23 protein-coding genes are annotated in these 24,678 nt (G+C 66.5%); 15 read left to right on the top strand and 8 right to left on the bottom strand.

From position 1 onward, the window contains the following. Positions 1-10 precede the first annotated feature (10 nt). The 9 genes from HWN72_RS17120 to HWN72_RS17080 all read left to right on the top strand — a co-directional run bounded on the left by HWN72_RS17120 (position 11) and on the right by HWN72_RS17080 (position 12,216). Positions 11-1,534: a bifunctional 3-(3-hydroxy-phenyl)propionate/3-hydroxycinnamic acid hydroxylase gene (locus HWN72_RS17120; protein WP_036529818.1), complete on the top strand. Its 1,524-nt coding sequence runs from the start codon at positions 11-13 to the stop codon at positions 1,532-1,534. Then, positions 1,531-1,962, top strand: a complete 432-nt coding sequence (locus tag HWN72_RS17115; protein ID WP_036529819.1) for a heme-binding protein — start codon at positions 1,531-1,533, stop codon at positions 1,960-1,962. Before HWN72_RS17120 ends, HWN72_RS17115 begins: the two co-directional genes overlap by 4 nt. Beyond that, positions 1,959-2,849, top strand: coding sequence for a VOC family protein (locus HWN72_RS17110; protein WP_036529820.1), 891 nt, complete (start codon positions 1,959-1,961; stop codon positions 2,847-2,849). The genes HWN72_RS17115 and HWN72_RS17110 overlap by 4 nt, the downstream gene beginning before the upstream one ends. 41 nt (positions 2,850-2,890) lie before the next feature. Beyond that, a complete protein-coding gene (locus HWN72_RS17105) occupies positions 2,891-3,724 on the top strand; it encodes a fumarylacetoacetate hydrolase family protein (protein WP_036529847.1) in 834 nt (277 codons plus the stop codon). A 44-nt stretch (positions 3,725-3,768) separates the two neighbouring features. Next, entirely contained in the window at positions 3,769-6,042 is a 2,274-nt protein-coding gene (locus HWN72_RS17100) for a TonB-dependent receptor (RefSeq protein ID WP_211150808.1), read from the top strand. A gap of 2 nt (positions 6,043-6,044) precedes the next feature. Continuing rightward, positions 6,045-6,527 (top strand): hypothetical protein, encoded by a 483-nt coding sequence (locus HWN72_RS17095; RefSeq protein WP_051587178.1) that lies wholly within the window; start codon positions 6,045-6,047, stop codon positions 6,525-6,527. After that, positions 6,524-7,381, top strand: coding sequence for an alpha/beta hydrolase (locus HWN72_RS17090; RefSeq protein WP_036529824.1), 858 nt, complete (start codon positions 6,524-6,526; stop codon positions 7,379-7,381). The genes HWN72_RS17095 and HWN72_RS17090 overlap by 4 nt, the downstream gene beginning before the upstream one ends. A 10-nt stretch (positions 7,382-7,391) precedes the next feature. Then, a complete protein-coding gene (locus HWN72_RS17085) occupies positions 7,392-8,708 on the top strand; it encodes a family 1 glycosylhydrolase (RefSeq protein ID WP_036529825.1) in 1,317 nt (438 codons plus the stop codon). Between the two features lie 88 nt (positions 8,709-8,796). Next, entirely contained in the window at positions 8,797-12,216 is a 3,420-nt protein-coding gene (locus HWN72_RS17080) for a glycosyl hydrolase (protein WP_211150807.1), read from the top strand. 34 nt (positions 12,217-12,250) lie between these two features. Here the strand turns inward: HWN72_RS17080 and HWN72_RS17075 are convergent, their stop codons facing one another. The 3 genes from HWN72_RS17075 to HWN72_RS17065 form a co-directional block, all read right to left on the bottom strand. Then, entirely contained in the window at positions 12,251-13,234 is a 984-nt protein-coding gene (locus HWN72_RS17075) for an endonuclease/exonuclease/phosphatase family protein (protein ID WP_036529828.1), read from the bottom strand. Positions 13,235-13,406: 172 nt separating this feature from the next. Beyond that, positions 13,407-13,934 (bottom strand): DUF177 domain-containing protein, encoded by a 528-nt coding sequence (locus HWN72_RS17070; RefSeq protein ID WP_008832066.1) that lies wholly within the window; start codon positions 13,932-13,934, stop codon positions 13,407-13,409. Further along, a complete protein-coding gene (locus HWN72_RS17065) occupies positions 13,931-14,458 on the bottom strand; it encodes a ubiquinol-cytochrome C chaperone family protein (protein ID WP_008832065.1) in 528 nt (175 codons plus the stop codon). The genes HWN72_RS17070 and HWN72_RS17065 overlap by 4 nt, the downstream gene beginning before the upstream one ends. Positions 14,459-14,629: 171 nt before the next feature. Between HWN72_RS17065 and HWN72_RS17060 the strand changes: the two genes are divergently transcribed. The 6 genes from HWN72_RS17060 to HWN72_RS17035 all read left to right on the top strand — a co-directional run bounded on the left by HWN72_RS17060 (position 14,630) and on the right by HWN72_RS17035 (position 18,573). Further along, positions 14,630-15,118: an outer membrane protein assembly factor BamE gene (locus HWN72_RS17060; RefSeq protein ID WP_008832064.1), complete on the top strand. Its 489-nt coding sequence runs from the start codon at positions 14,630-14,632 to the stop codon at positions 15,116-15,118. Between the two features lie 44 nt (positions 15,119-15,162). Next, a complete protein-coding gene (hslV, locus tag HWN72_RS17055; RefSeq protein WP_211150806.1) occupies positions 15,163-15,741 on the top strand; it encodes an ATP-dependent protease subunit HslV in 579 nt (192 codons plus the stop codon). A gap of 117 nt (positions 15,742-15,858) precedes the next feature. Beyond that, entirely contained in the window at positions 15,859-17,157 is a 1,299-nt protein-coding gene (gene hslU, locus HWN72_RS17050) for an ATP-dependent protease ATPase subunit HslU (protein WP_036529831.1), read from the top strand. Positions 17,158-17,266: 109 nt separating this feature from the next. After that, on the top strand, positions 17,267-17,665 hold the full coding sequence (locus HWN72_RS17045; RefSeq protein ID WP_211150805.1) for a GFA family protein: 399 nt from the start codon (positions 17,267-17,269) through the stop codon (positions 17,663-17,665). Between the two features lie 17 nt (positions 17,666-17,682). Further along, entirely contained in the window at positions 17,683-18,348 is a 666-nt protein-coding gene (locus tag HWN72_RS17040) for a phytanoyl-CoA dioxygenase family protein (protein ID WP_289357158.1), read from the top strand. 24 nt (positions 18,349-18,372) lie between these two features. Then, positions 18,373-18,573, top strand: a complete 201-nt coding sequence (locus HWN72_RS17035; protein ID WP_211150804.1) for a DUF1737 domain-containing protein — start codon at positions 18,373-18,375, stop codon at positions 18,571-18,573. Between the two features lie 3 nt (positions 18,574-18,576). Here HWN72_RS17035 and HWN72_RS17030 read toward each other — a convergent pair whose 3' ends face one another. From HWN72_RS17030 to HWN72_RS17010, 5 genes are all read right to left on the bottom strand, one after another. Then, positions 18,577-18,990, bottom strand: coding sequence for a hypothetical protein (locus HWN72_RS17030; RefSeq protein ID WP_211150803.1), 414 nt, complete (start codon positions 18,988-18,990; stop codon positions 18,577-18,579). A 62-nt stretch (positions 18,991-19,052) separates the two neighbouring features. After that, the gene (locus HWN72_RS17025; RefSeq protein ID WP_211150802.1) at positions 19,053-20,873 is read right to left on the bottom strand and encodes an ABC transporter ATP-binding protein/permease; all 1,821 of its coding nucleotides are present in this window, start codon (positions 20,871-20,873) and stop codon (positions 19,053-19,055) included. A 76-nt stretch (positions 20,874-20,949) separates the two neighbouring features. Beyond that, positions 20,950-21,873: a retroviral-like aspartic protease family protein gene (locus tag HWN72_RS17020; RefSeq protein ID WP_248006078.1), complete on the bottom strand. Its 924-nt coding sequence runs from the start codon at positions 21,871-21,873 to the stop codon at positions 20,950-20,952. A 97-nt stretch (positions 21,874-21,970) separates the two neighbouring features. Then, entirely contained in the window at positions 21,971-23,503 is a 1,533-nt protein-coding gene (locus HWN72_RS17015) for an oligosaccharide flippase family protein (protein WP_211150801.1), read from the bottom strand. A gap of 9 nt (positions 23,504-23,512) precedes the next feature. Beyond that, positions 23,513-24,514 (bottom strand): glycosyltransferase, encoded by a 1,002-nt coding sequence (locus HWN72_RS17010; protein ID WP_211150800.1) that lies wholly within the window; start codon positions 24,512-24,514, stop codon positions 23,513-23,515. Positions 24,515-24,678 lie beyond the last annotated feature (164 nt).

The raw sequence follows: 24,678 nt of genomic DNA, 5'->3' as shown, positions 1-24,678 counted from the left end.
GACGAAAATCATGTCGTACGACGTCGTTGTCGTAGGCTGCGGCCCTGTGGGCGCGTTGGCCGCGAACCTTCTCGGCCTGAAAGGGCTGCAAGTCCTCGTTCTCGAACGGGAACTGGAACACTATCCCCTGCCGCGTGCGGTCCATCTCGACCATGAGATGATGCGCCTGTTCCAGTCGGCCGGGGTGATCGACCGGGTCGAGGGCGACATGATCGCCACTGACGGGCACCTCCATGTCGGCGCGGATCACGGCGTCATCCGCTATATGGGCACGGTGGGCAAGCCGCGCCCGTTCGGCTGGGCGAACGACTACTTCTTCTACCAGCCCGAGTTGGAGGCCCACTTGCGCGAAGGCTTCGCCGGCATGGCGAACGTCACGCTGAAGCTGGGCGCGACGTTCACCGGTCTGGAGCAGGACGCAGGCGGCGTTACCGTATCCCACGACGAGGGCGGTGAACGGCAGACCGCCTCGGCCCGCTGGGTGATCGCCTGCGACGGCGCGCGGAGCACCGTGCGCAAGGCGCTGGGCGTGGACCTCGACGATCTCGATTTCGAGGAGCCCTGGCTGGTCGTCGATGCCGAAGTGCAGGGGCCGGTCAGCTTCCCGCCGATCGCGGGCGTGCCCGAAGGGGCAGACCTGCAGCGGCTGTCGGTGATGATGTGCGATCCGGTGCGCCCCGCGACCGTGGTGCCCGGCCGCCGCGATCATCGCCGCTGGGAATTCATGCTGCTCCCCGGCGAGGACGACAAGGCGATGTCTGCGCCGGACAAGGTCGCCGAACTGGTCGGCGCGTGGATGGCCGACGTACCGCACGAGATCGTGCGCGCCGCGACCTATCGCTTTCACGGCCTCGTCGCCCATCGCTGGCAGGTCGGCAATGTCTTCCTCGCGGGGGACGCCGCACATCAGACGCCGCCGTTCTTCGGGCAGGGCATGTGCCATGGCCTGCGCGACGTCGCCAATCTGGCCTGGAAGATGGACGCGGTGATCAATGCGGGCGCCTCGCCTGCGATTCTCGATACCTACCAGCCCGAGCGCGACCCGCACGTGCGCGCGGTGATCGGCGCGGCGGTGGCGGCCGGGCGCTACATCTGCGAACTCGACCCCCACCTTGCCGCCACCCGCGATACCCGTATCCGTGAGGAAGCACGCGGCAAGCAGGGTGAGACCGCGCATGACCTGATCCCCGCGATCCGCGAAGGGCTGGTGCTTTCCGGCACTTCGGGTGCAGGCGCGCGCTTCGTCCAGCCGGTACTCGCCGACGGCAGCAAGCTGGACGAGTGCACCGGCGACGGCTGGCGCCTTTTCGTCCGCGACGACACCGTGCCGGGCGAGGCCGGGGGCGTCACCCGCGTCGTCGCGGCGGCGCTGGCGGACAATGAGGCGATCGCGTCGTGGCTTGACCAGCACGGCGTCGATGCCGTGCTGGTGCGCCCGGACCACTACGTCTTCGGAACCGCCGCGGACAGCGCTGAGGACCTGCTGGCCGCCCGCGCGGCCCAGCTTTTCGATCACAAGGAACTGACCGCATGACCCTGACGCTCTTGCAGGCGCAGACCATCGTGACCGCCACGCTGGCCGAAGCGCGTTCGCAGGGCGCGAAGGCTTTGGCGGTGATCGTGCTCGACGCCGGAGCCCACCCGGTCGCCTTCGCGCGTGAGGACGGGGCGAGTCTCTACCGCTTCGACATCGCCCGCGCCAAGGCCGAAGGGGCCGTGGGCATGGACGCCGACACCGCCGTCCTCGCCGAGCGTGCAAAGGGCAATCCGGTGTTCTTCCATAGCGTCAGCGCGGCCGTGGGGGGAGGCATCGCCTTCTCTCCCGGGGGCGTGGTGATCCGTGATGCGAACGGCGCCCTGATCGGCGCGGTGGGTGTCAGCGGCGATACGGGCGAGTGCGATGCCGACTGTGCGCTCGCAGGGATCAGGGCGGCCGGACTTGTCGAGGAGACCGAGGCATGAAACTGCGAAGCATCGAACTGGCGCTGCCCGATCCGGCCGCTGCTGCCGCCTTCATGACCGATGTGTGGGGCATGGCGCCCGCCGACGTGATCGGCACGACCCATTACCTGCGCGGTTCCGGTTCCTACCCCTACCTCGTCGCCTTCGAGCAATCGGCGGACGAGTTCGTCCGCTCCACGACCTTCCTGTGCTCGGCGGAGGAGCTTGACGGTATCTCGGGCCGCGCCGCCGCCGCAGGCTGGCCGCACCGCGCCACGGTCAGCGAGGACCCCGGCGGCGGGCACGGCCTGCTCGTCGAACTGCCCGAAGGCGAACTGCTGCGCTTCCTCGTCGATGCAGGCGAAGTAGAGCCGATCGCGGGCCGCGACCTGCCGGTCAAGCTCACCCACGTCGTGTTCAACTCGGCCGATGCCGAGGCGTCCGGGCTGGCGGTGGAGGAAGTGCTGGGCTTTCGCGTTTCCGACCGGACCAAGGGCATGGTCTTCGTGCGCTGCAACGACAGCCACCACTCGACCGCTTTCGCGCGGGCGGGGATCAGTTCGCTTAATCACATCGCCTTCGAAATGGAGGACCTCGATGCGGTGATGCGCGGCATTGGGAGGCTGCGCGACCATGCGCTGGCGCCTGCCTGGGGGCCGGGGCGGCATGGGCCAGGGGCCAACGTCTACGCCTACTACATCGCGCCGTTCGGGCCGGTGATCGAGTTCTCCACCGCCGTCGAGAAAGTGCCCGACGACTACCGTGTCGGCGCGCCGGAGGACTGGACCTGGCCGGAGAACCGCATCGACCAGTGGGGCATCTCGGACAAGGATTTCGCCGGACTGCGCCGCGCCGAGGAACGCTTCCGCTTCCGCCGCGACTGGCAGGACGAAGCGCAAGGACAATGAACACCGCTGCCGCAGTTCCGGCAGGTCAGGAGAAAACGGACATGACCCAGTATATCAGTTTCCAGCGCCCCGACGGCACCAGCAGCTTTGGCCGTCTCGATGGCGAGACGGTGCTCGATCTCGGCGCACCCGGCGGTGATGCGTGGCTGAAGGACGCGCTCGCGGGCGATCTCTCGGTGCTTGTCGTTACCGGCGAGTTTGCCCGCGCCGCCGTCAGGCTGCTGCCGGTGGTGCCGAACCCCGGCAAGATCCTGTGCGTTGGGCTCAATTACGCCACCCACGTCGCCGAGACCGGGCGCGAGCAGAAGGAGCACCCGGCGATCTTCACCCGCTGGGCCGACAGCCTGATCGCCGACGGCGACGCCATGGTCCGCCCGCTCGAAAGCGAACGCTTCGACTACGAGGGCGAGCTTGCGGTGATCATCGGCAAGGGCGGACGCCGCATCGCGCCCGATGATGCGTGGGACCACGTGGCCGGTTACGCGCCGTTCAACGATGGCTCGATCCGCGACTGGCAGCGTCACAACATCCAGTTCACCCCCGGCAAGACCTGGCCCGGCACCGGCGCCTTCGGTCCGCACATGGTCCCGGCGGGTGAAGTCGAGGACCTTGCCGCGCAGCGCGTACAGACCCGCGTGAACGGCGAACTGGTACAGGACCAGCCGGTCTCCGACATGATCTGGGATATTCCCACGGTCATCGCTTATTGCTCGACCTTCACCGAACTGCACCCCGGCGACGTCATCGCCAGCGGCACCCCGGGCGGCGTCGGCGACAAGCGCAAGCCCCCGCTCTACCTCAAGGCTGGAGACACCGTCGAAGTCTCGGTCGGCGTGATTGGCACCCTTTCCAACCCCGTCATAGATGAAGCCTGAGCCGCTTCGACCAACCAGATAACAAGTTCAAGGGAGAGACAGACATGACCATTCGCAAGATTGCGCTGCTTTCGGGCATCGCTCTGAGCACCATCGGCGCTCCTGCCCTTGCGCAGGACGCCGGTGCGCCCGCCGCCACTTCGACCGCCGACGCCTCGGGCAACGACATCATCGTCACCGCCCAGCGCCGCGCGGAGAAGGTGACCGAGGTGCCGATCTCGATCACCGTCGCCAGCGCGGCCCAGCTCGAGCGTCAGCAGGTGAACACCGTCAACGACCTCGCCCGCATCGCGCCGAGCCTCGAAATCCAGTCGGCACCGGGCCAGAACACCGGCGGCGGCGGATCGATCCGCGGCATCGGCACCCTGACGTTCTCTCCCGGTGCGGTCGCCTCGGTGGGCGTCGTGGTCGATCAGGTGAGCCAGGGCAACGCCAATATCTCGGACCTGTTCGACATCTCCCGCGTCGAGGTGCTGAAGGGCCCGCAAGGCACGCTGTTCGGCCTGACGACCTCTGCGGGCGTCATCAACATCACCACCAATGCGCCCGAATTCGGCGAGTTCTCCGGCCGCGTGCGGACCGAGCTGTCGAACGCCGGGACGGCCGGCGCCAAATACGGCAACCAGGTCGTGCAAGGCGTCATCAACGTGCCGCTCGCATCCAATGCCGCGATGCGCGTCTCGGGCGTCGCCAACTTGCGCCAGGGCGTCAACCGCAACGCGACGACCGGTGATTTTAACAACAACGACCGCTACGGCGTGCGCGGCCGCTTGCTGTGGGAACCGACCGACCGCCTCACCGTCAACCTCATCGGCGACTATTCGCAGACCCGCTACGAGAACGGCGGCGATTTCTTCACTTTCGTCAAGACCAGCGGTCCCGGCTCTTTCCTCGGTGGTGCGGGCTTTGACGCGGTGGGCATCACCGATCGCCTCGCCAGTTGCGGCGTGACCGTGCGGGAGGGCAACCTTGACTACTGCAGCAACAACGACCAGGTCGGCAAGGCGACCAGCTATGGCGGTTCGCTGCAGGTGGACTATGCGGCGGATCCGTTCACACTGACCTCGATCACCGCCTGGCGCAAGGCGACCGAGACCGGGTACGGCGCGGCGTCCGACGTCTTCCGTGGCTCGCCGCTGGAACTGCAGGTGGCCAACGACCCGGTTGACCGCGACCTCGGCCTGTTCACGCAGGAGTTCCGCGTCAGCTCGGCCGCGGGCTCGCCTATCGAGTATACGGCCGGCGCGTTCTATTCGAGCCAGAAGCAGACCCGCATTCCCGAGATCGTTCGGGTCACGCTGGTCCCGGTTCCGGGCGTCGTGATCCCGATCGTCACATCGACCACGCCCGCGCTGACTATCCGGGACGAATCGCTGGCCTTCTTCGGGCAGGCGACCGGCCACGTTTCGGACAGCTTCCGCCTGATCGGCGGCGTGCGCTACACGACCGATCGCCTTTCGCTGAACACCGCGACGTCCGAGACCGAAACCTTCCTCGACGTTGCCAAGTGGTCCTGGCGTGCGGGCGCGCAGTACGATCTGACGCCGACGATGATGAGCTACGCCACCGTATCGCGCGGGTTCAAGGGCGGTCAGATCGCGGTTCCGGCGGTGGGCGATCCCTCCGTTGTCCAGCCCGAGATCCCGACTTCCTACGAAGCGGGCCTCAAGGCCACGCTGTTCGGCGGCTGGGTGGCCGACCTCAGCGTGTTCTACATGAAGATCCGCAACTTCCAGGCGCAGCAGTGCACGGTCGATGGCAACGGCATCATCTCGTGCGTCCAGACCAACATCAACGGCGTGAAGACGCGCGGCGCCGAGCTGAACTTCTTCGGCAAGGTGACGCCCAACCTATCGCTCAACACCGGCTTCATCTACGCCAAGGCGACTTATCCCGGCGGCTTCGTCGGCACAGACGGGACTGACATCGGCGGCACGCAGCTGGCTAATTCGCCGCGCTACAAGTTCACGCTCTCGGGCGAGTACGAGCAGGACTTCGGCGATACCCTGGCCGGGTTCCTGGCGGTGGACACCGTTTGGAAGTCGCGCGTGCGGTACGAAGCGAACTCGGTGGCGGACACGACCTTCCGCGCCCACTGGATGGTCGGCGGGCGGGTCGGCCTGCGCACGCAGGACCAGCGCTATTCGGTTGCGCTGTTCGTGCGCAACCTGTTCAACGTGCACGAACCCTCGCTGATGCAAAGCGACTTCCCCTACACCAGCACGACGACTGCGGGGGCGAGCGAAGGCAACATCGGCGCGATCTACGGGCCGCAGTCGTTCCGCAACGTCGGCATCAGCCTGGACGCGAAGTTCTGACGATGGCTGTGCCGTCAGGGCCGTCAGGTCTGGACTTTCGGGCGCTGCGTCGCCGCGAACAGGGGCTCAGCGCGGTCATCAACGCGGTGCTGAGCGCGGTGTTCTTCGCCATTGTCTTCGGTCTTTCCGCAAGGCCGTTGACGATGGCGTCGCCGGATCGCTTCGCGCTCGATTTCGTGCCGCAAGGGGTGATGGTTTCACTCATGGCTTCGCTGGTGCCGACCCTGCTGGTGCGGGCGAAGCTGCGCGGGATAGGGCTGGCGACGCCCGCAAGCGTTGCGGGGATCGTCCTGCGCGGCGTGGCTTGCGGCGTCGCCTCCGCGCTCGTCCTCGCGGGGCTGGCACTGTTCGGGCCGCTCCACGAAGTGCCCAGCCATCCGGCACTGGCTTTCAAGGTCGTGTACGGCGCGCTGTTGGGACTTGCCTGTACGCGGCTGGCGGTGTCCTTCCTGTTCGACCGGACGCTGAAGGAGCAGGCTGCGTGACCGATACGATCGCCGAACTCGGAACCCGCCTCGGCCCCGATGTTGTGGGCGCGGTGAGGGCGCTCTATGCGCCCGAGCAGGAGCCCCGCGCCGCCGCGCTTGCGTCGGTGGCGATCGACTGCGCCTATGGCCCGCATCCGCGCAACCGGTTGGACCTCTATCGTGAGGGGGAAGGCGGGGGGCCGCGCCCGGTGCTGCTGTTCGTCCACGGCGGGGGCTTCCTTGTCGGCGACAAGGGCGGTGACGGGAACGGCAACGGGGGCTGGGTCAACGCCCATCTGGGCCGCTGGGCCGCCGTGAACGGGATGCTGGGCGCGGTGATGAACTACCGCCTCGCGCCCGGCGAGACCTGGCCCGCCGGGGCCGAGGATGTCGCCGCCGCCGTCACATGGCTGCAGGAGCACGCGGCCGAGCATGGCGGCGATCCCGAGCGGATCGTGCTACTGGGCACCTCCGCCGGTTCGGTTCACATCGCCGGGTTCCTGAAGCTGCGGAGCGACCATGCCGGGATGGTGCGCGCAGCCGTCCTGCTCTCGGGCCTCTACGGCTTCACCCCGCTCGATGAGCGCGACATGCTCTACTACGGGCCGCAGGACGCCTACGCCGGACGTATGCCGCGCAAGGCAGTGGTCGAGACTGCGCTCCCCTTGCTGCTCGCTTGCGCCGAGTTCGATCCGCCGCGCTTCCAAGCCGAGTGGGCCGGGCTTCTGCAGGCCCGGCTGGACCGCCACGGCTGCCTGCCGCGCACGCACTATGCCAGCGGCCACAACCATTACTCGATGGCCATGCACCTCGGCACCGCCGACCGGCGGCTTTCCGACGAAATTCTGACCTTCATCTCCGCGCATTCGTGAGGAAATCCTGATGACCCAGATAGACCGCCGCAGCATGCTCGCCGCCGCCGCCATGATCGCGGCTGCTCCCGCCGTGTCGCGCGCCGCCGCGAAGCGCCCGAGCCCGGCATTTCCCGCAGGCTTTCTGTGGGGGGCGGCCACCGCGCCGCACCAGATCGAGGGCAACAATGTCGCCTCCGACCTGTGGCCGCTGGAGAACCAGCAGCCGACGATCTTCGCCCAGCCTTCGGGCGATGCCTGCAACAGCCTGGAACTGTGGGCCAGCGACCTCGACATCGTGAAGTCGCTCGGCCTCACGTCCTATCGCTTCGGCGTGGAGTGGGCGCGGATCGAGCCGGAGAAGGGCCTGTTCTCGCAGGCGATGCTCGATCACTACAAGGCGATCGTCGCGGGTTGCCACGCGCGCGGACTGAAGCCGCTGGTGACCTTCAACCACTTCACCGCGCCGCGCTGGTTCAGTGCGCAGGGCGGCTGGACCAACCCGGAATCGGCGCAGCTCTTCGCGCGCTACTGCGACAAGGTGGCCCGCGCGATCGGCGCCGACATCGCCATGGCCATGACACTGAACGAGCCCAACCTGCTGTTGATCCTCAAGCCGATGCTGCCCCCGCCGGTATGGGACATGCAGCGCCAGACCCTTGCCGCCGCCGCCAAGCGCTTCGGCGTGGAGAAGTACGTCTGCGCCAACGTCGCCGCGCTCGAGGACCTCGACGCGATCCAGACCGGGCTGCTGGCCGGACACAAGGCGGCGCGCGCGGCGATCAAGGCGGTGCGTTCGGACCTGCCGGTCGGCTTCACTCTCTCGGTGCTGGACGACCAGGCGGCGGGCCGCAACTCGATCCGCGACAAAGTGCGCGCGGAAACCTACGGGGCCTGGCTGGAAGTGGCTAAAGCCGACGATTTCATCGGCGTGCAGAACTACGAACGCGCGGTGTGGAACGACAAGGGGCGGCTGCCGCATCCCGATGGTGCGGACGTCAACTGGTCGGGCACCGAGGTATGGGCGCCCTCGCTCGCGGGTGCGGTGCGCTACGTCCATGAGGCGACGCGGGTGCCGGTGCTGGTGTCCGAGCACGGCGTCGGCACAGGGGACGACACCTTGCGCGCGCGCTTCATCCCCGCCGCGCTGGAGGGGCTCAAGCAGGCGATCGACGACGGAGTGCCGGTGCTGGGCTACATGCACTGGTCGCTGCTCGATAACTTCGAGTGGATCTTCGGCTACAAGCCTCGCTTCGGCCTGTGCAGCGTCGATCCCGCCACCTTTGCCCGCACGCCCAAGCCAAGTGCTTCGGTGCTCGGCGCGATCGCGCGGCGAAATGCCTTGTAACGCAGGCGGCCGTCACAAATTGAAATCAAGATATAGATCCTGCTGGGCCCCGATGCGGCTCCGCCAGGATAGAGATGGGGAGTATGGAATGCCGGGTCGCCGTTTTCGCGTGATGCTGATGCTCGCTTCGGCTCTGGCCGCACCGCATGCGGTGGCGAAGGAGGAAGCGCCGGTGCAGGCGGCCGCGCCGGTCGAGGCAGGCGATCCTCTGCTCGAAGCGTTCCGCGATCCGCCGAACTCGGCCCGGCCGCGCGTCTGGTGGCACTGGATGAACGGCAACATCACCAAGGACGGCATCGCCAAGGACCTTGCATGGATGAAGCGCGTCGGCATCGGCGGCGCCCAGACTTTCGACGCCAACCTGCAGACGCCGCAAGTTGTGGACCATCGCCTCGTCTACATGACGCCCGAATGGAAGGACGCCTTCCGCTTCGCCGCGCATGAGGCGGACCGGCAGGGGCTGGAACTGGCCATCGCTTCCTCGCCCGGCTGGTCGGAAACCGGCGGGCCATGGGTACAGCCGCGCGATGGCCTGAAGAAGCTGGTCTGGTCGGAGACGTCCATAGCGCCGGGCAAGCGCTTCACCGGCAAGCTGGCGGCGCCGCCGCAGACGACCGGGCCGTACCAGAACCTGACCCCGCCGCTGTCGATCGAGGAGATGATCTCCGGCCATCCCGCGCCTCCCGGCCCGAAGTTCTACGGTGAGGTCGGCGTCTTCGCATTCCCGGAGGCGACGCCGGCTGCCCCTGCGCTGGCGCGCGCCTCGGATGGGCTCGGCAATGCGCTGGATGCTGCGGTCCTTGGTGATGCGGACATCGCCACAGGCGTCACGCTGGTGCGCAAGGAGGGCACGGTGCCCGAACTGCGGCTGGACTACGCCCGGCCGACCGAAGTGCGTTCGGCGACACTCTATATCCCCGATGTGGTCGTGCCCTTTGCCGGGGCGGCCTTCATGGCGGCGCTCGAGGCCAGCACGGACGGCGCCGTCTGGACCCCGATCACCACGTTGACGCTCGGCGCGGTGCCGACCACGGCGAGCTTCCCGGCTGTCACCGCCGCGCATTTCCGCGTGGTGCTCAATCCGCGCAAGCCTGATGGCGGGCTTGGCTCACCGGCTCCGGGCACGGCGATGGCAGGCCTGTTCGACGGCGTCGGCGCGATGATGGCAAAGAAGCCGCTCGTCGTCGGCACTTTCGCACTGGGCGCCGGGAGCAAGGTCGACCGCTTCGAGACCAAGTCCGGCTTCATAATGAGCCGCGACTACTACGCGCTCGGTGCACCGGCCGACGCGGCAAGCGGCGTGGCGCCTGCCAGGATCGTCGACCTTACCGGCAGGCTGCGGCCCGACGGCTCCCTCGACTGGCAGGCCCCGGCGCTCCCCAAGGGGCAGCACTGGCGCGTCCTGCGCATGGGCTATTCGCTGCTCGGCACCACCAACCATCCCGCCCCGCCTGAAGCAACCGGGCTGGAGGTGGACAAGTTCGACGGCGCGGCGGTGCGCCGGTATCTCGACCACTACCTCGGCATGTACAAGGACGCCGCCGGTGCCGACATGGTCGGCAAGCGCGGGGTACGGGCGCTGCTGACGGACTCCATCGAAGTCGGCGAGGCGAACTGGACGCCCCGGATGATCGAGCAGTTCCAGAACCTGCGCGGCTACGATCCGCGTCCCTGGCTGCCCGCGCTCACCGGCACGCTGGTGGGCACGCGTGCGCAGTCGGACAAGTTCCTCTACGACTATCGCCGCACCCTGGCCGATCTCCTCGCCAGCGAGCATTACGGCACCGTCGCCAAGGCCGCCCACGAGAACGGCCTGATCGTCTACGGCGAGGCGCTGGAGGACAAGCGCCCGATGCTGGGCGACGACATGACCATGCGCAAGGCGACCGACGTGCCGATGGCGGCGATGTGGACTTTCGGCAAGGACGACGGCCCGCGCCAGACGCTGATCGCCGACATGAAGGGCGCGGCATCGGTGGCGCATCTCTATGGGCAGAACCTTGTCGCGGCGGAATCGATGACCGCCTCGATGGCGCCCTGGGCCTTCGCGCCCAAGGACCTGAAGCGCTTCATCGACATGGAATTCGTCAATGGCGTTAACCGGCCGGTGGTCCATACCTCGGTCCATGTCCCGGTCGACGACAAGAAGCCGGGCCTCTCGCTGTTCATCTTCGGCCAGTACTTCAACCGCATGGAAAGTTGGGGCGAGATGGCCAAGCCCTGGGTCGACTACATCGCGCGGTCCTCGCTGCTGCTGCAGACCGGGCGAAACGTCGCCGATATCGCCTACTTCTACGGCGAAGAAGCGCCGCTGACGGGGCTTTACGGCGACAAGCCGGTGGCCGACGCCCCGGTCGCCCATGCCTATGACTTCCTCAGCTTCGATGCGCTCGACACCCTGCTGAAGAACGACGGTGCCGACCTCGTCGCGCCCAGCGGTGCGCGTTACAAGGCGATCTACCTCGGCGGCTCCTCGCAGCGCATGAGCCTCGCCGCGCTGCGCAAACTGGTGGCGCTCGTCGAGGGCGGAGCAACCGTCATCGGCAACGCACCGGTCGCGACGCCGGGCATGGACGGGCGGGGGCAGGGCAGCGATGCCGAGTGGTCCGCTCTCGTCGCCAGGTTGTGGCCCGGCGCGGGCGCGGCGCGGGTCGGGCAGGGGCGGGTCATCCCCGGCAGCGACGTGGAAGCTGCGCTCCAGACGATCGGCACCGCGCCGGACTTTACGTTCACCGGAGCCGCAGCCGGCGTGAAGATCCCCTTCGTCCACCGCCGGGATAGAACCGGTGACATCTATTATCTCAGCAACCCGCAGGACAGCGCCCAAACCGTCGAGGCCCATTTCCGCGTGACCGGCAAGGTCCCCCGCCTGTGGCACCCGGAAACGGGCGAAAGCGAGGCCGTCAGCTATCGCATCGAAGGCGGCGAGACGGTAGTGCCGCTCTCGTTGGTGGCGGGCGATGCGGTCTTCGTGGTGTTTCACGAGAATGCGACCGCGCGCTCGCTGGACGTGCCGGCCACTACTGCGACGACGCTGGCCACGTTCGACGACGGATGGACCGTGCGCTTCCAGCAAGATCGCGGCGCACCTGCCTCGATCCGACTGGCGACACTCGCGCCGCTGGACCGCAATGCCGATCCGTCGATCCGGTATTTCTCGGGCGAGGCGACCTATACGCGCAGCTTCGTGCTGCCCAAGGGCGCCAGGCCGGGGCGTCCGCTGCTACTAGACCTCGGGGAGGTCGGCGATCTGGCGCAAGTCACCATCAATGGGCGCGACGTAGGGTCGGTGTGGCACGCGCCTTACCGCATCGATGTCGGCAGTGCGCTCAGGAAAGGTGCGAACACGATCGAGGTCAAGGTCGCGAACTTGTGGGTCAACCGCCTGATCGGCGACCAGCAGCCCGGCGCGAAGCCGATCACCTGGACGGCAATGCCGACGTACCGCCCCGATGCACCGCTGCGACGCTCGGGATTGATCGGACCTGTCACCCTGCTCGGCAAATGACGCGTATGGATGCATTTCTTTCGCAGTGACGCGCTTACGAGAGCTTGTAGTGCGCCACGTAGCCGAGGTGGTCGGAAAACGCGTCCTTGCCCGTGCCCTCGCCCAGCGGGACCTCCAGGCTGCGCAGGCGCAGCAGTCCGCGATGATAGAGCTTGTCCTTATTGCGTTCGCGAATGGCGGCAAGGTCGCGCTGCTGATCCGGCGGGCCGTCGGCGGTCTCCGCTGCGTCCTGCCCGCCCGCGATCAGCTCGCGGGTGGCGGCGATTCGCTCCGCATCGCCGCCGATGTTGAAGTCGCCGCCCAGTATGAGGTCCGCGTGCGGGTCCACCTGCCTGCGCAGGAAGGTGCGCATGGCTTCGACCTGGCGCGTGAAGGCAACGTTGGCGCGGGCGACCGGCACGCCGGATGCCTTGCGGGAATTGAGATGCGTGTCGGCGACGGCGACCGGCTCGGCGCGCCCTGGCACCGCGATCCACGCGATGACGACGCCTTTGCTGGCCAGGCAGTCGAACCCGGCGCACATCGCCTCGGGGAAGACCATGCGGCTGGCCTTCACGATCGGATGGTCGGACAGGATGACCAGCCCGCTATCGACCTGCGGGCCGACCGCCTCGCCCCGGCTCCAGGAAGCGTTCTGCACGAAGGTATCGGGCTGTGCGACATCGCGGGGCGCATCCTTGACGCCGGGGCCGAGCAGAACATGGGCATAGCCCGCCCGCCGGGCGATGGCCTTGGCCTCCGGGATGAAGGCCTCCTGCAACAGGATGACGTCCGGCTGGCGTCCTTCGCGGCGCAGCTTGCGGAGCCGGTTGCCGATTTCACCGAGCGCCTCGGCCCGGCCATAGGCGAGCGGGAAGGGCAGGCCCTTCACGTTATAGGTCATTACCGAAAGCGTTCCGTCGTCCCGCACCGAGCTGGCGAATGGGCGTTCGGGCGCCGCCGCCGGAGACGGCTTAGACAAGTTGAGCACGACGACCGCAGCGGCCGTCGCAAGCGACATCTTCGTCAGGCTCTTCATGCGACGCGTTCCCCCCGAACTTTTCGCAACGTGGTCCTGACGGCGCCACTAGGCGCGCCGTGTGAAACTGGCGTTGCGGTTCGGTGAAGGCTGCGTGACGGTGGGATTCAGAGTGGGACGCTGCGACCCTCGATCGTAATCACGAATTGACCGCAGCAGAGGCTGTCGCGTTCTAGTCGCCGCCCAGCTTCAGGCCCTTGAGCGCTGCGAAAGGGCCGCTGTCCTCGGGCGTGCCGATGCCCGCCGCCTTGCGTGCCGCGTCGGCCTGCGGTCCGGTCAGGAACGGATCTATGGCGAGGGCAAGGCTCTGTGCAACCGCCTCGCCGATGTCGATGTGGGCGCCTTCATACTCGATTTCGTCGAGTTCGTCGGCGGTCAGTTCGATTTCCTCGTCGGGCGCATAACCTGTCGCCATCGGCACGAAGCGGAAGAACAGCGCCTCGTCGATCGATACGGGGATATCCTCGGCGGAGACGGCGCAGGGCTGCACGATCTCGGCCTTGAGGGTGCCACGCGCCTCGATGCGGAAGCCGCCTTCGCGCTCCGAAGTCGAGAGGTCGAGTTCGGCGACGAGTTCGTCGATCCGCACAAGCAGAAAGCGTTCGGTGAGCGCGGCCCGCTCGGCTTCGTTGGGCGAGAGGCGGACGTGTTTGCCTTCGATCTGGCGCACGTCCAGCAGGCGGGAGAATTCAGGGGTCATCGCGCGATCCTAGCAGCAAGCAGGTCTTCGTTGGAGAGGGCATCGATCTGCGCGTGAAGCGCGCGAACGCGGGCGGCGAGGCGCGCGGTGTCGGCGCCTTCCACCAGCGTGACGTTGCGCTCCAGCGCGGCGGCGAGCGCGGCGTCGTCCTGTGGGAGCGCATCGCGCAGGGCACCGATCCGGCCGCCCAGCACGCTCATCAGCTTGCCCATGCGCTTGCCGACGACGAGATCGCCGACGCCCGACTGGCGCAGCTGGCCGTCCATGTCGTCCACGAACAGCTCGGTCAGCCGCACCGAGGGGTTGATCAGCGTATCGTCGGTTTCCTTGTCCCGCTCGGCACGCAACATGACGAGCGCCATCACCAGCGTCACCGCATCGAAACGGCCGGGCACGGTGTCGGCGACGCCGCACTCGGCATACCAAGCCTTTTCGCGCGCGATTTCGACCACGCGATGCCACAGCGGCCGCACGGCTTCGCGCGAATCGGGGCCTTTGCCGAGGAGGCGGGAGATCAGGGACACGATGGCTACGGGCCTTTCTTCGAGGATATCCGTTAAGGGGCAATTCAACCGGTCTGCCCCAACGCCCATTGCGCGGGCGCTTGTGGGGCCTTAAGGCCGTCTGGCGATATATGGGTATGGACGCTGCTGGCAATGCCTGTGGTTTCCGTTCCTGCGGTTTGGAGTGTTGAAATGCGCAAGGTGGGTCTCAAGGTGGCAGCGGCAGGCATTGCGCTGGCGGTCGCCACTCTGGTCGGCGGCTGCACGTCGATCCGCGACCATCGCGGTTACATGATCGACCAGTCGCTGCTCGATTCGGTGCAGCCCGGCATCGACAACCGCATGTCGGTGGAAAAGACGCTCGGCCGCCCGACCTTCGAGAGCCAGTTCGGGAGCAAGGACTGGTACTATGTGTCGCAGCAAGTGAAGACCCCGCCGTTCCGCAAGCCGCGCACCGACAGCCAGACGGTGCTGCGGGTGCGCTTCGATGCGGCGAACAACGTCGTCGGCGTCGACAAGCGCGGCGCGGAGCAGGTTGCGCGGATCGATCCGGACGGTCACGTCACGCCCACGCTTGGCCGTCATCGCAACCTGTTCGAGGACCTGTTCGGCAACATCGGCGCGGTCGGTGCGGGCGGCATGGGCCAGACGCCGCAAGGCCCCGGCCCGAACGGCAGTTAATCTACCGTCTTGAACCATCCGGAGCGCGGCATATATCCGCGCTCATGAACAACGACGGGGCGAGCCACGGCCTCATTCAGTGGCACGGAACGACCATCATCGGCGTACGCAAGGGCGGCAAGACCGTCATCGCTGGCGATGGTCAGGTTTCCATGGGCAACACGGTGATGAAGCCGAACGCCCGCAAGGTCCGGCGCATCGGAGAAGGCGGCAAGGTCATCGCCGGCTTCGCGGGCGCCACTGCCGACGCATTCACTCTCTTCGAGCGCCTCGAACGCAAGCTGGAGCAGTATCGCGGCCAGCTGATGCGCGCGGCCGTCGAACTCGCCAAGGACTGGCGCACCGACAAGTACCTGCGCAACCTCGAGGCGCTGATGATCGTCGCCGATGCCGACACCCTGCTGGTGCTCACCGGCAATGGCGACGTGCTGGAGCCCGAGGGCGCGGCCGGGGGCGACAGCCAGATCACCGCGATCGGCTCGGGTGGCAACTATGCGCTTGCCGCCGCCCGTGCGATCGATGCCTATGAAAGCGACGCCGAGACGATTGCGCGCAAGGCCATGCAGGTCGCCGCCGACATCTGCGTCTTCACCAACGACCGGGTGACGGTCGAGGCCATCTGACTGTTTCTCCCCTCCCGCTTGCGGGAGGGGCCGGGGGTGGGCCGTCTGCCACCGCCGGATGAACCCACCCGGTTTACGATTTTGGCCCTCCCGCAAACGGAAGGGCGGAGAAAGAAAATGAACGACAACCTGACCCCCAAGGCGATCGTCGCCGCGCTCGACGCGCACATCGTCGGCCAGACCGAAGCCAAGAAAGCTGTCGCCGTCGCGCTGCGCAACCGCTGGCGCCGCCAGCGTCTGGGCGCCGACCTGCGGGACGAGGTGACGCCCAAGAACATCCTGATGATCGGCCCGACGGGCTGCGGCAAGACCGAGATCAGCCGCCGTCTCGCCAAGCTGGCCGAAGCGCCCTTCGTGAAGGTGGAAGCCACCAAGTTCACCGAGGTCGGCTACGTCGGCCGCGACGTCGAGCAGATCGCCCGCGATCTCGTCGAGGAAGCGATCCGCATCGAGAAGGAGCGCCGCCGCGAATCCGTGCGCGAGGCGGCGAGCAAGGCGGCGATGGACCGGCTGCTCAATGCCCTCGTCGGCGATGGCGCCTCGGAGGCGACGCGCGCCGCCTTCCACCAGCGCATCACCGAAAACGCCATGAACGACACCGAGGTGGAGATCGAGGTGGAGGACGCGCCCTCCGGCCCGATGGAGATCCCCGGCATGGGCGGCTCGGTCGGCATGATAAATCTCGGCGACATCATGGGCAAGCTGGGCGGCCAGCGCATGAAGCGCCGCAAGATGAAGGTGCCCGACGCCTGGGACAAGCTGGTCGACGAGGAATCGGAAAAGCGGCTCGATCAGGATGACGTCGCCCGCGTGGCGCTCGCCAATGCCGAGCACAACGGCATCGTCTTCCTCGACGAGATCGACAAGATCGCCGTCTCGGACGTGCGCGGCGGTTCGGTCAGCCGAGAAGGCGTGCAGCGCGATCTGCTGCCGCTGATCGAGGGCACCACGGTCGCCACCAAGTACGGCCCGATGAAGACCGACCACGTCCTGTTCATCGCCAGCGGCGCCTTCCACGTCGCCAAGCCGAGCGACATGCTGCCCGAACTGCAGGGACGCCTGCCGATCCGCGTCGAACTGAAGGCCCTGACCGAGGCGGATTTCGTGCGCATCCTGTCGGAAACGCGCGCCAACCTCATCGCGCAGTACAAGGCGCTGCTCGGCACCGAGCAGGTCACGGTCGAGGTCACTGCCGACGCCATCGACGAGATCGCCAAGATCGCCGCGCAAGTGAACGAGAGCGTCGAGAACATCGGCGCCCGCCGCCTGCAGACGGTGATGGAAAAGCTGCTTGAGGAACTCAGCTTCGAGGCCGAGGACCGCAAGGGCGAGACGGTGACGATCGACCGCACTTACGTGCAGGACAAGCTGTCCGGCCTCGCGGGCAACGCGGATCTGTCGAAGTACATTCTCTGACGGTAGCGCCGAAACGGACCTGAAAGGGCGCGGGCAGCATGTCTGCGCCCTTTTTGTTCCTTGAATGTTCCAGCGAAAGGGGTAGCTTGCTCGGCGAAGGAGAATCGCCATGAAGCTCGAAGGTGGATGCCAGTGCGGCGCCGTGCGCTACAGCGTTGAGGGACAGCCGCAGCATGTCGCGCTGTGTCACTGCGCCGATTGCCAGAAATCCTCCGGAGCGCCGACCGTCGCGTGGGCGGCTTATGCAGCCGGTGAGTTCGCGGTGACTGCAGGAAAGCCTTCGTCATACAGCTCCAACGGTGACGCAGTCCGCCACTTCTGCCCGACGTGCGGATCGGGGCTCTATTACGTCAACAAAGCGGTGCTGCCCGGACTGGTGGATATTCAGGTGGTCACACTGGACGATCCCGGGGCATTGCAGCCGCATGCCCAGATTCAGGTAGCCGAACGCGTCGGTTGGATGAAGGATGCTGCAAGCCTGCCTGAGTTCGAGCGTTATCCGGGGTGATCGCGTCCTGTGCTGTCGTGGACCTCGAACTGGAACGCGATGGCGCGGTGTGCCATCCGGGGCTTGCTGCGCCGATGCTGGCGGACTTGCACCGTATCCTCGCGCGAATGCCGGACGGCCAGGCAGGGCTGCGCATTTCGGATGATCCGGAGCTTGGGTTCATGCTCGGTGAGGGCGGGCCGGTCGGCGCGGTGGCCAGGACGATATTGGGGGCCGACGTCCAGCCGGTTCGTGTAGTGCTGTTCGATAAGAACGATGCGGCGGGGTGGGTACTTGGCTGGCATCAGGATCGAACTATCGCGGTGCGGCAGAGGATGGATGTGTCCGGCTTCGGCCCCTGGACCGTCAAACAAGGCATAGTCCATGTCGAACCGCCGTTTTCGGTAATCGATGAAATGCTGACTGTGCGCATCCATATCGACCCGGTGGGCGATGAAAACGCGCCTCTGCTTGTCGCTCTGAGCTCACATCGACTTGGGCGGATACCCGCGCCAGCCGTGGAGCAGATTGCGCAGGGTTTGCAGAAGCATGTCTGTCTGGCAGATGCTGGAGACGTCTGGTTCTATCGGACGCCTATCCTGCATGCCTCGAATGCCGCACGTCCGGGCCGCAGGAGGAGGGTTTTGCAGGTCGATTATGCGATCGGGGCTTTGCCGTCCGGTCTGGAGTGGCTAGGCATCTGATATCGGATCACAAGAGTGCCCAGCATGTACCAGACCCCGGAAGATCGTCCTGTATACCGCCTGCTCACGGGAGCGGACGACCGCGCTTTCTGTGAGCGCGTGTCGGAAGCGCTGGCGCAGGGCTGGCGGCTCTACGGCGCGCCGTCATTGTCGTGGGATACGGCGGAGAATTGCATGAAGGCGGCCCAGGCCGTCGTCTGGCACGAAGCAGACGTCGTAAAGTAACGTTCAGCGCGCGGCTTCGCCGGTCGTTGCGAGGCTGTGGTTTGCCCTTTGCGTTGTCGGGGATCGCTCGGCCGCCCGCTCGACCTTTGCCTGCGCTGCAGTGGAGGGCAGGGCCAGCGGGATGGCGCAGAGCGGCGTCGCCGCAAGGGCAATGGCACCGATACCCGCAAAGCTGAACTTCATCGAATCACGTCTCCGGCACAACTGATCCCTGACGAACTGCTGACGGTTCAAAGGGTTCCCCGACGGGTTCACCGTGATCGATGCGATGTCCGCAGACTTTCGTCTCGCCGAAAGGCATGCATAGAAGAACAGACGCCATCCAGCGATGCGCCGTTGGACGGGCGCTCCGCGCCGGGGCTTCCCGAATTTCAGAAGCTGGCTTGCGACCGCCGCCCGATCTGTCGTCGGCAGCATGGCGACGACAGATCCGCAGGTCGGGACACGCAAGGCGCTGTGCTAGGCCCCCGGTTACCGGGCTATTCCGCCGCTTCGATCATCGCCTCTGCTTCGGCGGCCTGACGTGTCCACATTTCGGCATAGAGGCCGTCGCGGCGCAGCAGTTCGGAATGGGTGCCGCTCTCGGCGAGCTTCCCTTCGTTCAGGACGAGGATGCGATCGACATCGGCGATGGTCGAGAGACGATGCGCGATCGATAGCGAAGTGCGATGCTCGGCCACGCGGTGCAGGGTTGCGAGGATATCCTGCTCGGTCCGGGTGTCGAGCGCGCTCGTGGCCTCGTCGAGAATCAGGATCGGCGGGTTCTTGACCAGTGTTCGCGCGATTGCGACGCGCTGCTTCTCGCCGCCCGAGAGCTTGAGGCCGCGTTCGCCGACTTCGGTCTCGAAGCCCTGCGGTAGCCGGTCGATCAGGCCCATCAGCGCGGCGCCGCGTGCTGCCGTCTCGATTTCGTCAGCCGCTGCGCCATCGCGGCCGTAGCCGATGTTGTAGCCGATCGTGTCATTGAACAGCACCGAGTCCTGCGGCACGATGCCTATCGCGGCCCGTAAGCTGGTCTGTGCGACTTGCCGGATATCCTGGCCGTCGATCAGGATACGGCCCGAAAGCGGATCGTAGAAGCGATAGAGCAGCCGCGCGATCGTCGATTTGCCCGCGCCGGAAGGGCCGACGATGGCGAACGCCTGTCCCGCAGGCACCTCGAACGACAGGCCATGCAGGATGGTGCGATCCGGTTCGTAGCCGAAGACGACGTCGTCGAAAACGATGGAAGGCCGGCGAATGACCAGCGCGGGCGCTCCGGGAGCGTCGGGCACTTCGACCGGGGTGTCGAGCAGGCGAAACATCTCCGCCATGTCGATAAGGCCCTGCCGGATCGTGCGATAGACCATGCCGAGCATGTCGAGTGGCCGGAACAGCTGCGTAAGGTAGGTCTGCACGAAGACCAGCTGGCCCGCCGTATAATTGCCGCGCCACCAGCCGTAGACCGTCCACGCAAGAGCGCCCGCCATGAGCAGGTTCACCACCACGCCTTGCGCGATGTTGAGCATGCCGAGCGAGTTTTCGCTCTTCACGGCAGCAACGGCATAAGCCCGGGTCGCCTGCGCGTAGCGCTCCTCCTCGCGCTTCTCGGCGGAAAAGTACTTCACCGTCTCGTAGTTCAGCAGCGAATCGACGGCGCGGGCGAGGGCCTGTCCGTCGAGCCGGTTCATCTGCTCGCGCAGGGTGGTGCGCCACTCGGTGATGACGCGCGTGACCCAGATGTAGGCGGCGATGGCGAGCGCCGTCGCAGCGACCAGGCCGGGGCCGAAATTGACCCAGAAGATCACGCCCACCACCAGCAATTGCAGGATCGTGGGGGCAATGTTGAACAGCATGAAATAGAGCATCGTGTCGATGCTCTTGGTCCCGCGCTCGATGGTCTTGGTCACCTCGCCGGTGCGACGGGCGAGGTGGAAGCGCAGCGACAGGCGGTGAAGCTGGCCGAACACGTTCTCCGCCAGTTCGCGCGTCGCGTCCTGCCCGACCTTCTCGAACACGATGTTGCGCAAGTTGTCGAAGCCGGTCTGCGCCAGCCGTCCAGCCGAATAGCCAAGCACCATAAGCATGGTCAGTTGGACCAGCTTTGGCCCGGTCGTGCCCATCAGGTCGACCGCCCACTTCATCATGTAAGGCAGCGCCAGCTGCGTCGCGGTGGACAGCACGATGAATACACAGGCCCAGACGATCCGCCAGCGCAGTGCCGGATTGTCGCGTGGCCACAGGTACGGCATGAAGCGCAGGAGGGTGCGCCAGCCATCGTGGCGGGCATTGGAATCGCGGACGGCGGTATCGGGAGGCATGGGCGCTATTTAGGGGTTCGATGGCATGAAACAATCCGGCAATGCGCTGCGGCTTGGCTGAAAGTGCGGGAGCGGATCAGGGCGTCCCGACCAGATCGAACGACACCTTGCGCTTCGTGAAGTCGATGGCGACCCGCTTGAAGGCCCGCAACTCGCGCATTCCGAGGAACATCGCAGGCTTGCGCCCGAGCTTCAGTTCGCCGAAAGCGGGGGCGTCGGCATAGGCGATCACGACGTTGGTGACGCCGATCCCGCCCAGTTCCAGCTTGTCAGCCACGCCGAGATCGACGGCAAGTTCCTGGCCGGTAACACTCGATACCGATCCCTTGAGCATCGCCTGTCGCCGCTTTTTCGTCAGCGCGTCCTGCAAGGCGCGGTTGCCGATCGTTCCGCTGGCACCGGTGTCGATGATGACGTCGGTGCGGACGCCATCGACCAGTGCATCGGTGAGGATAAGGCGGCCGGACCGTTGCTTGGCGCGCACGACAATCTCGAAGCCGCGCGCGCCGCCGGTCTCCGCCATGTCGCCGATGGCGATGGTGTTGCGCGCGAAATCGAGCAGGACACGCTGGTGCTGCAGGCTGTCAGTGCCGAGAATGCCGTCGGCGCCCATGTTTGCACGCTCGAGCAGAGGTACGGTCAGGTCGTAGAAGGCCCGGGGGCCGACCGTGATCGACTCGACCCGGGCTGTGGCGACGTCGTGCGCCCCGGCTATTCCGACCACGCGCACTTGCGGTCCCTGCACCAGCCCAAGCGCTCCCGCCAACGTGGTGGAAACGACCGTGCGTTGAGATCCGGTGTCGATGAGGAAGCGATAGGGGCCGACCCCGTGGACGGCGACCGCCACCGTCATGCGCAAGTGGGCGTCTGCATCGCCTTGCACCACGTCGTCCTGCGGCGCCTCGCCGGGCTGCGCCGCCTGCGAGATCGGGGCAGGGGTCGCCCCGAGGATAACGGGATTGGCGATCAGCATCGCCAGCGCCATGCTCATTCCCGACATCGCATCCTCCCCGCGGAGTACATGCTCCGCGTTTCCTTGCTTGCCGATCAATCTATCATGATATTGCGTGGAACTCTATGTGAAACAGTAATGTGTTTCAGCCTTGGCTTGGTCGCAGTCGCATGCGGATTGGTCCGAGCACGTGGCCGACCATGCCCGCGATATCGTCGCGTGCGGGGTGCCGCACCAGCGCGATGGCGGCGGCCCACGCGAGCACCGACGCCGTGCCCGCGATCACCAGGCCGACGAAGCCGAGCGTTGCCGGCGATCTCCACACGGTGACGGCATAAATAGCTGGAGCCATCGTCACTACCGCGACGAGGGCGCTCGATACATAGACCCGCAGGGTGGCGCGCCACCGGAAGCCGATCAGCCTCTGCAGCCAGAACGCGTAGAGGAAGAACCACCCGAGCCCGTAGACGAGCCGCGAGGCGGCGGCGGCCTCCACGCCGATCGCCGCACCGGCCGCCAGGGTGGCGACCGAAAGCGCCGTATCGGCCAGATTGAACCAGAGCAGGCTCCTCAAGCGTCCCAGCAGGATCGGCAGGTCCATATGCAGCGGCAGGGCAACGAAACAGCACTCGGCCAGCGCGACCAGGGCGAGCAGTGGCGCCGCCTCGGCCCAGCCCGGGCCATAGAGCAAAAGGATAACCGGCTCACTCAGGACCGCGAGCAGCGCCATCGCGGGCCAGACGATCGCGCCATGTGCCGCGACTACGCGCTCGTAGTAGGGGCCAAGGTCCTTGCCCTCGTCCCGCAGCCGCGCGAACGTGGGATAATAGATCGAACTTACCGCTCCCGCGACGAGGTAATGGAGCTGCGTGGCCAGCGCGACACCCCGGCTGAACAGGCCCGCCGCCGTCATCCCCTGCATCCGCCCGACGATGAGGTCGGGCGTGCGCATGCCGATCCCTCCGGAGAGGTAGAGCAGCGCGCTGCCGGAGCCGAAGCCGATGATCTCGCGCGCCCGCTCGCGCCGCACGCGAAGGCTCGGCGGGGTCGGGCGCAGGAACTGAGCGGCGACGGCTCGGGCGCCGGCCTGTGCGATCATCGCCCAGGCCAGCGAGGTCGCCGAAAATCCCAGCGCCGCCAACGTCAATGCGCAGGCGCTGTTCGTCACCGATCCGGTCGCGTTGACGATGAACGTGCCCCTGAAGTCGAGCCGCCGCGACAGCAGTGCCACCGGAACGATGCTCCAGGGATTGAGCAGGTAGGACGCCGCGATCAGCCCAAGTATGGGAAACAGCTTCGGCTCTGCATAGAAGCGCGAAACCGGCCATGCGATCGCCATGATCAGGGCGGCGAGCAGGAACGAGAAGCCTGCCGCGATCACGGTGCAATGCCGTACGGTATCCTCGTCCGCAGTGGGATGGCGACCGAGATAGCGGGTGAGGCCGAAGTCCTGGATTACCGACAGGATCATCGCAGCTGCCAACGCCACCGAGAACAGCCCGATCTCCTCGGGCTTCAGGAAGAAGCGCGAGACGATGACCGAGGTTGCGAACTGGAGCACGAATTGCGTGTACTGGCTTGCCGCCGCCCAGAGCGCCGCTGACTTGACGCTGCCAGTTCCCCGGCCTGCGTCAATCGCGCTGGTTTCGGCGGGCTGCGTTTCGATATCGATCGACATGAGCGACGATCAGGCCGAGGTCGAGGTGGTCAGCGTGGCGGCGAGGCGCAGTGCACGCACCGGCTCCCCGAAACGCACCAGCCGGGCCACGGTACGCCACATGCCGTCACGGCGTCCGCCATCGCGCAAATGGCTCACCAGAAGATCGAAGCCTTCGTCGCGCATCGCGCTTGCCGAATAGAGCAGGCCCAGCGCAACCTGCTCGCGGACCTGCCGGGAAATACCCGGCCGGCCGAACAGCGAGTCCAGTTCGTCGATTGGCGGCAGTCGGTCGAGGGCGGCCGTCGGGTCCGGGCGTCCGGCCCTGCGTTCGCGCCAGGCGACTTGCGCCACGGCGGTACCTATCTGCTGTTCGGTGGCGTGACGGGACGAAACCTGTCCGGGATAGCGCCGATACCGAAGCAGGCGCTCGGGGATATTGCCCAGCCTGGTCACGCTCGAAAGCCGCAGCCACAGGTCTAGGTCCTCGCAATGCCTGAATGCGGCGTGATATCCGCCGACCGAGCGCACGACGTCGCGGCGATACATCGCGGCCGGGTGGCAAATCAGTTGCCCTCCGACCTCGATGGCGCCGAGCAGTTCCTCATGGGTTTCGGGATGATCGGCACCGGAGCGGACAAGTTTCTCACTATCCTCGCCGATGTCTTCGCTCCAGCTGCCAACGACGCCATAGTCCGGATGGTTCGCCAGGAAGGCGATTTGTCTGCCGAAGCGATCCGGCCTGCAAATGTCGTCGGCGTCCATGCGGGCGATGATCGGCGCCCGGGCAGTCTCGATCATCTCGTTGAGGCTGGTCACGAGACCGCGATTTTCCCGAACGATCGGCCGGATGCGCGAATCTTTCCCGGCGTATTCCCGCAGCATGGTGGCCGACCCGTCGCTGGACCCGTCATCGACGATGAGGAATTCGAAATCGCTGAAATCTTGCGCCAGCACGCTTTCGATTGCGGACGCAAGAAAGCGCTCGCCGTTGAAGACGCTCATGGCCACGCTGATCGCCGGTGTCGGCATGTAGGTAACAGGTTCCTCGCTGTGTGTTGCGGCGCAAGCGCGTTTGCACGTTGGGCCTTATGCGCAGCGCGGTAAAGAAAGCGTGTGGAATGCGAAAAGCCGGTGAGGGCATGGCCGGCCCGAAGGTGGCCATATCCTCGGTGTCCGTGATTGGCGGCCGATCG

It is taken from the genome of Novosphingobium sp. HR1a, assembly GCF_015594425.1.
Classification (GTDB): domain Bacteria; phylum Pseudomonadota; class Alphaproteobacteria; order Sphingomonadales; family Sphingomonadaceae; genus Novosphingobium; species Novosphingobium resinovorum_A.
This window is presented reverse-complemented; position numbering and strand designations above follow the sequence as displayed.

Excerpts from the sequence above, each read along its gene's own strand:
- HWN72_RS17015 (WP_211150801.1), bottom strand. The coding sequence starts at position 23,503 with ATGTCGATCGATATCGAAACGCAGCCCGCCGAAACCAGCGCGATTGAC.
- HWN72_RS17080 (WP_211150807.1), top strand. The coding sequence starts at position 8,797 with ATGCCGGGTCGCCGTTTTCGCGTGATGCTGATGCTCGCTTCGGCTCTG.
- HWN72_RS17105 (WP_036529847.1), top strand. The coding sequence starts at position 2,891 with ATGACCCAGTATATCAGTTTCCAGCGCCCCGACGGCACCAGCAGCTTT.
- hslU (WP_036529831.1), top strand. The coding sequence starts at position 15,859 with ATGAACGACAACCTGACCCCCAAGGCGATCGTCGCCGCGCTCGACGCG.
- HWN72_RS17070 (WP_008832066.1), bottom strand. The coding sequence starts at position 13,934 with ATGACCCCTGAATTCTCCCGCCTGCTGGACGTGCGCCAGATCGAAGGC.
- HWN72_RS17045 (WP_211150805.1), top strand. The coding sequence starts at position 17,267 with ATGAAGCTCGAAGGTGGATGCCAGTGCGGCGCCGTGCGCTACAGCGTT.
- HWN72_RS17060 (WP_008832064.1), top strand. The coding sequence starts at position 14,630 with ATGCGCAAGGTGGGTCTCAAGGTGGCAGCGGCAGGCATTGCGCTGGCG.
- HWN72_RS17085 (WP_036529825.1), top strand. The coding sequence starts at position 7,392 with ATGACCCAGATAGACCGCCGCAGCATGCTCGCCGCCGCCGCCATGATC.
- HWN72_RS17120 (WP_036529818.1), top strand. The coding sequence starts at position 11 with ATGTCGTACGACGTCGTTGTCGTAGGCTGCGGCCCTGTGGGCGCGTTG.
- HWN72_RS17095 (WP_051587178.1), top strand. The coding sequence starts at position 6,045 with ATGGCTGTGCCGTCAGGGCCGTCAGGTCTGGACTTTCGGGCGCTGCGT.
- HWN72_RS17110 (WP_036529820.1), top strand. The coding sequence starts at position 1,959 with ATGAAACTGCGAAGCATCGAACTGGCGCTGCCCGATCCGGCCGCTGCT.
- hslV (WP_211150806.1), top strand. The coding sequence starts at position 15,163 with ATGAACAACGACGGGGCGAGCCACGGCCTCATTCAGTGGCACGGAACG.
- HWN72_RS17075 (WP_036529828.1), bottom strand. The coding sequence starts at position 13,234 with ATGAAGAGCCTGACGAAGATGTCGCTTGCGACGGCCGCTGCGGTCGTC.
- HWN72_RS17025 (WP_211150802.1), bottom strand. The coding sequence starts at position 20,873 with ATGCCTCCCGATACCGCCGTCCGCGATTCCAATGCCCGCCACGATGGC.
- HWN72_RS17020 (WP_248006078.1), bottom strand. The coding sequence starts at position 21,873 with ATGTCGGGAATGAGCATGGCGCTGGCGATGCTGATCGCCAATCCCGTT.
- HWN72_RS17030 (WP_211150803.1), bottom strand. The coding sequence starts at position 18,990 with ATGCTGCCGACGACAGATCGGGCGGCGGTCGCAAGCCAGCTTCTGAAA.
- HWN72_RS17010 (WP_211150800.1), bottom strand. The coding sequence starts at position 24,514 with ATGCCGACACCGGCGATCAGCGTGGCCATGAGCGTCTTCAACGGCGAG.
- HWN72_RS17115 (WP_036529819.1), top strand. The coding sequence starts at position 1,531 with ATGACCCTGACGCTCTTGCAGGCGCAGACCATCGTGACCGCCACGCTG.
- HWN72_RS17035 (WP_211150804.1), top strand. The coding sequence starts at position 18,373 with ATGTACCAGACCCCGGAAGATCGTCCTGTATACCGCCTGCTCACGGGA.
- HWN72_RS17100 (WP_211150808.1), top strand. The coding sequence starts at position 3,769 with ATGACCATTCGCAAGATTGCGCTGCTTTCGGGCATCGCTCTGAGCACC.